Here is a 5079-nt window from a genome sequence, read left to right as displayed (position 1 = left end):
AGTTCGGGATCGACCCCAAGGTACTGGATCGCATGGCGCTGGAAGTCGGCCAGCTGGTTGGCATCGGCGTCCAGGTAGGCCTGGTAATTGGTGGTGGCAACCTGTTCCGTGGTGCGGCGCTCAGTGCAGCCGGCATGGACCGCGTCACCGGCGACCACATGGGCATGCTGGCAACCGTAATGAATGGCCTGGCCATGCGCGACGCGCTGGAGCGGGCAAACATTACCGCCATCGTCATGTCGGCCATTTCCATGGTGGGCGTGACCGATCACTATGATCGCCGCAAAGCCATGCGTCACCTGAACGCCAAGGAAGTCGTTATCTTCGCTGCCGGTACCGGCAACCCGTTCTTCACCACCGACTCCGCCGCTTGCCTGCGCGCCATCGAAATCGATGCCGACGTGGTATTGAAGGCAACCAAGGTCGATGGTGTATACACTGCAGATCCATTCAAGGACCCGCATGCCGAGAAGTTCGATCATCTTACCTACGATGAAGTGCTGGATCGCAAGCTGGGCGTGATGGACCTGACGGCAATCTGTCTGTGCCGCGACCACAAGATGCCGCTGCGCGTCTTCAACATGAACAAGCCCGGCGCCCTGCTGAACATCGTGCACGGCGGCGCGGAAGGAACCCTGATCGAGGAAGTTCAAAAATGATCAACGACATCAAGAAAGACGCCCAGGACCGCATGGGCAAGTCCATCGAGGCCCTGGGCCGCAACCTGGCGTCCATCCGTACCGGTCGCGCCCACCCAAGCATCCTGGACAGCGTCAAGGTCACCGCCTGGGGTAGCGAGATGCCGCTGAACCAGGTGGCCGCTATTTCCGTCGAAGATGCCCGGACCCTGAAGATTGTCGCCCACGACAAGAACCTCAGCGCCGCCATCGAGAAGGCCATCCTGACCTCCGACCTCGGCCTGAACCCGTCCAGCGCCGGTACCACCATCCGCGTACCGATGCCGGCCCTGACCGAGGAAACCCGCAAGGGTTACACCAAGCAGGCCAGTGGCGTTTGCGAAGATGCCAAGGTTGCCGTGCGCAACGTGCGCCGTGATGCCCTGGCAGAGCTGAAGAAGCTGACCAAGGACAAGGCCATCAGCGAAGACGAAGAGCGTCGCGCTGCCGACGAGATCCAGAAGCTGACCGACAAGTTCGTCGCCGAAGTCGACGCTGCGTACAAAGCCAAGGAAAAGGACCTGTTGGCCGTCTAAGGCCGAGGTTTTTTAATGGAAAAGACCAAGCTGGCGGCACCCTCTTCGGTGCCGCGTCACGTCGCGATCATCATGGATGGCAACAATCGCTGGGCGAAGAAGCGCCTGTTGCCCGGCGTTGCCGGGCACAAGGCCGGCGTCGATGCCGTGCGTGCGGTCATCGAAGTCTGCGCCAAGTCCGGCGTCGAGGTGCTGACCCTGTTCGCGTTTTCCAGCGAGAACTGGCAGCGCCCGGCCGAAGAGGTCGGGGCGTTGATGGAGCTGTTCTTCTCGGCGCTGCGGCGTGAGGCCAAGCGTCTCAACGAGAACAACATCAGCCTGCGCATCATCGGTGACCGTTCGCGTTTTCACCCGGAGCTGCAGGCCGCCATGCGCGAAGCCGAAGCGCTGACCGCGGGCAATAATCGCTTCATCCTGCAGATCGCCGCCAATTATGGTGGCCAGTGGGACATTGCCCAGGCTGCCCAGCGCCTGGCGCGCGAGGTCCAGGCCGGCCATCTGCGCCCGGACGACATCACCCCGGGCCTGCTGCAGACCTGCCTGGCCACGGGCGAGCTGCCGCTGCCAGACCTGTGCATCCGTACCGGTGGCGAGCACCGCATCAGCAACTTCCTGCTGTGGCAGCTGGCCTACGCCGAACTGTACTTCTCCGACCTGTATTGGCCGGACTTCAAACACGAGGCCATGCGCAATGCCCTGGCCGATTTCGCTTCGCGCCAGCGCCGCTTTGGTAAGACCAGCGAGCAGGTCGAGGCTGGAGCTCGTGCTTAATGCTTAAACAACGCATCATTACCGCGCTGATTCTGCTGCCGATCGCGCTGGGTGGATTTTTCCTGCTCGAAGGTGGGGATTTCGCCCTGTTCATCGGCTTCGTGGTGACCCTCGGTGCTTGGGAGTGGGCGCGTCTGGCCGGCTTGATGGCCCAGCCGCTGCGCATCGCCTACGCGGCCGTGGTCGCCGGGGCGCTGATGCTGCTCTATCTGATGCCTGACCTGGCGCCCTGGGTGCTCGGTGCGTCGGTGATCTGGTGGGGGCTGGCGACCTGGCTGGTACTCACCTACCCGCGCAGCAGCGAACTCTGGGCCAGCGCCGCCTGCCGCCTGCTGATCGGCCTGCTGATCCTGCTGCCGGCCTGGCAAGGTCTGATCCTGCTCAAGCACTGGCAGCTGGGCAACTGGCTGATCCTGTCGGTCATGGTGCTGGTATGGGCCGCCGATATCGGTGCCTATTTCTCCGGCCGGGCCTTCGGCAAGCGCAAGCTGGCGCCGCTGGTCAGCCCGGGCAAGAGCTGGGAAGGCGTGTATGGCGGCCTTGCGGTCAGCCTGGTGATTACCTTGGTGGTCGGCATCAGCCGCGACTGGGGTGTCGGGCAGATCCTGCTGGGGCTGCTGGGCGCTGCGCTGGTGGTCATGGCGTCGGTGGTCGGTGACCTGACCGAGAGCATGTTCAAGCGCCGCTCCGGGATCAAGGACAGCAGCAACCTGCTGCCGGGTCACGGCGGCGTGCTGGACCGCATCGACAGCCTGACGGCGGCCATCCCGCTGTTCGCGGTGCTGTTGTGGGCGGCCGAATGGGGTGTGATGTGAGTGCACTGCAGCGCATTACCGTACTCGGGGCGACCGGTTCGATCGGCCTGAGCACCCTGGATGTGATTGCGCGTCACCCCGAGCGCTACCAGGTGTTCGCCCTGAGCGGTTATTCGCGTGTCGACGAACTGCTGGCCCTGTGCTTGCGGCATCGTCCGGCCTTTGCCGTGGTGCCCAGCGCCGAGGCGGCTTTGCGCCTGCGTGAAGGCCTTGCGGCGGCCGCTTGCGCCACCCAAGTGCTGGAAGGGGAGGCGGGCCTCTGTGAAGTCGCTGCGGCGGCCGAGGTGGATGCCGTGATGGCCGCCATCGTCGGCGCCGCAGGCTTGCGCCCGACCCTGGCGGCCGTGCAGGCCGGCAAGAAGGTGCTGCTGGCCAACAAGGAAGCGCTGGTGATGTCCGGCGCGCTGTTCATGGACGCCGTGCGCCAGAGCGGCGCGGTGCTGCTGCCGATCGACAGCGAGCACAACGCGATCTTCCAGTGCCTGCCGGGTGACTATGGCCGTGGCCTGAGCCAGGTGGGGGTGCGCCGCATCCTGCTGACCGCCTCGGGCGGGCCGTTCCGTGAAACGCCGCAGGCGGCACTGGCCGATGTCACGCCCGAGCAGGCCTGTGCGCACCCGAACTGGTCCATGGGCCGCAAGATCTCGGTGGACTCGGCGAGCATGATGAACAAGGGTCTGGAGCTGATCGAGGCTTGCTGGCTGTTCGATGCGGCGCCGGCCAAGGTCGAGGTGGTGGTGCACCCGCAGAGCGTGATCCATTCGCTGGTCGATTACGTCGACGGTTCGGTGCTGGCCCAGTTGGGCAACCCGGACATGCGCACCCCCATCGCCAACGCCCTGGCCTGGCCCGAGCGGATCGATTCGGGGGTTGCCCCGCTCGATCTGTTCGCCATCGCCCGCCTGGACTTCCAGGCGCCCGACGAGCAGCGCTTCCCGTGCCTGCGCCTGGCACGCCAGGCCGCCGAGGCGGGCAACAGTGCCCCGGCGGTGCTCAACGCTGCCAACGAGGTGGCGGTCGAGGCATTTCTCGAGCGGCGTATCCGCTTCCCGGAGATCGCGGGTATGATCGAACAGGTGCTCGACCAGGAGCCTGTGGTGCCGCTGCCCTCGCTGGATGCGGTGTTCGCCGCCGACCAGCGCGCCCGCGAACTGGCCCGCGAGTGGCTTCGCCGCCACGGCCGCTGACACCCTGCCCAGGGTTTGGCTGAACGTCATTCGGAGATAGACATGACTGCGCTCTACATGATTATCGGCACCCTGGTGGCACTGGGTGTACTGGTCACGTTCCACGAATTCGGCCACTTCTGGGTCGCTCGCCGCTGTGGCGTGAAGGTACTGCGTTTTTCCGTGGGTTTTGGCACGCCACTGCTGCGCTGGCATGACCGCCAGGGCACCGAGTTCGTGGTCGCGGCGATCCCGTTGGGCGGCTACGTGAAGATGCTCGACGAGCGCGAAGGCGAAGTGCCGCCGGCGCTGGTGGGGCAATCGTTCAATCGCAAGTCGGTACGCCAGCGGATCGCCATCGTGGCCGCCGGCCCCATTGCCAACTTCCTCCTGGCCATCGTGTTCTTCTGGATCCTGGCGATGCTGGGTACCCAGCAGATTCGCCCGGTGATCGGGGCTGTCGAGCCGGACAGCCTGGCGGCTTCCGCCGGGCTGGTGGCGGGCCAGGAAATTGTCTCGGTCGATGGCAAACCGACCAGCGGTTGGTCGGCGGTCAACCTGCAACTGGTCCGGCGCCTGGGCGAGAGCGGCACGCTGCAGGTTGGCGTGCGTGACGAAGGCGCCAGCGCCGAGCGCCAGCTGCAGATCAAGCTCGACAGCTGGCTCAAGGGCGCCGACGAGCCCGACCCGATCCAGTCCCTTGGGCTGCGCCCTTGGCGCCCGGCGCTTGAGCCGGTGCTGGCCGAGATCGATGCCAAGGGCCCGGCCGCGGCGGCTGGCCTGAAAACCGGCGACCGCCTGCTGGCCCTCGATGGTGTGGCGCTCAAGGACTGGCAGCAGCTGGTCGACAGTGTGCGGGCTCGCCCCGAGGCCAAGGTCATGCTGCGTGTCGAGCGTGACGGCGCGGCCCTGGAAGTGCCGGTAACCCTGGCCCGCAAGGGTGAAGGCAGGGCCTCGGGCGGTTACCTGGGGGCGGGCGTGAAAGGCGGCGAATGGCCAGCCAGCATGCTCCGCGAAGTCAGCTACGGCCCGCTGGAGGCCGTGGGCGAGGGCCTGTCGCGCACCTGGAACATGAGTGTGCTGACCCTCGAATCGCTGAAGAAAATGCTGTTCG

6 protein-coding genes are annotated in these 5079 nt (G+C 65.6%); all 6 read left to right on the top strand.

What is annotated here, in order from left to right:
- Positions 1-659 (top strand): UMP kinase (gene pyrH, locus B3E94_RS13545; protein ID WP_286913893.1); only part of this gene is annotated, 659 nt, incomplete at its 5' end.
- Positions 656-1213, top strand: a complete 558-nt coding sequence (gene frr, locus B3E94_RS13540) for a ribosome recycling factor (RefSeq protein WP_176513530.1) — start codon at positions 656-658, stop codon at positions 1211-1213. The genes pyrH and frr, both read left to right, overlap by 4 nt.
- A 15-nt stretch (positions 1214-1228) precedes the next feature.
- A complete protein-coding gene (uppS, locus tag B3E94_RS13535; RefSeq protein WP_286913891.1) occupies positions 1229-1984 on the top strand; it encodes a polyprenyl diphosphate synthase in 756 nt (251 codons plus the stop codon).
- Positions 1984-2799: a phosphatidate cytidylyltransferase gene (locus B3E94_RS13530; protein WP_176513527.1), complete on the top strand. Its 816-nt coding sequence runs from the start codon at positions 1984-1986 to the stop codon at positions 2797-2799. Before uppS ends, B3E94_RS13530 begins: the two co-directional genes overlap by 1 nt.
- On the top strand, positions 2796-3986 hold the full coding sequence (gene ispC / locus B3E94_RS13525; protein ID WP_286913890.1) for a 1-deoxy-D-xylulose-5-phosphate reductoisomerase: 1191 nt from the start codon (positions 2796-2798) through the stop codon (positions 3984-3986). The genes B3E94_RS13530 and ispC overlap by 4 nt, the downstream gene beginning before the upstream one ends.
- Positions 3987-4028: 42 nt before the next feature.
- Positions 4029-5079, top strand: a 1051-nt coding sequence (gene rseP, locus B3E94_RS13520) for an RIP metalloprotease RseP (protein WP_286913889.1), incomplete at its 3' end; no start/stop codon positions are given.

The sequence above is a fragment of the Pseudomonas sp. UBA6315 genome (genome assembly GCF_002438125.1).
Classification (GTDB): domain Bacteria; phylum Pseudomonadota; class Gammaproteobacteria; order Pseudomonadales; family Pseudomonadaceae; genus Aquipseudomonas; species Aquipseudomonas faucium.
This window is presented reverse-complemented; position numbering and strand designations above follow the sequence as displayed.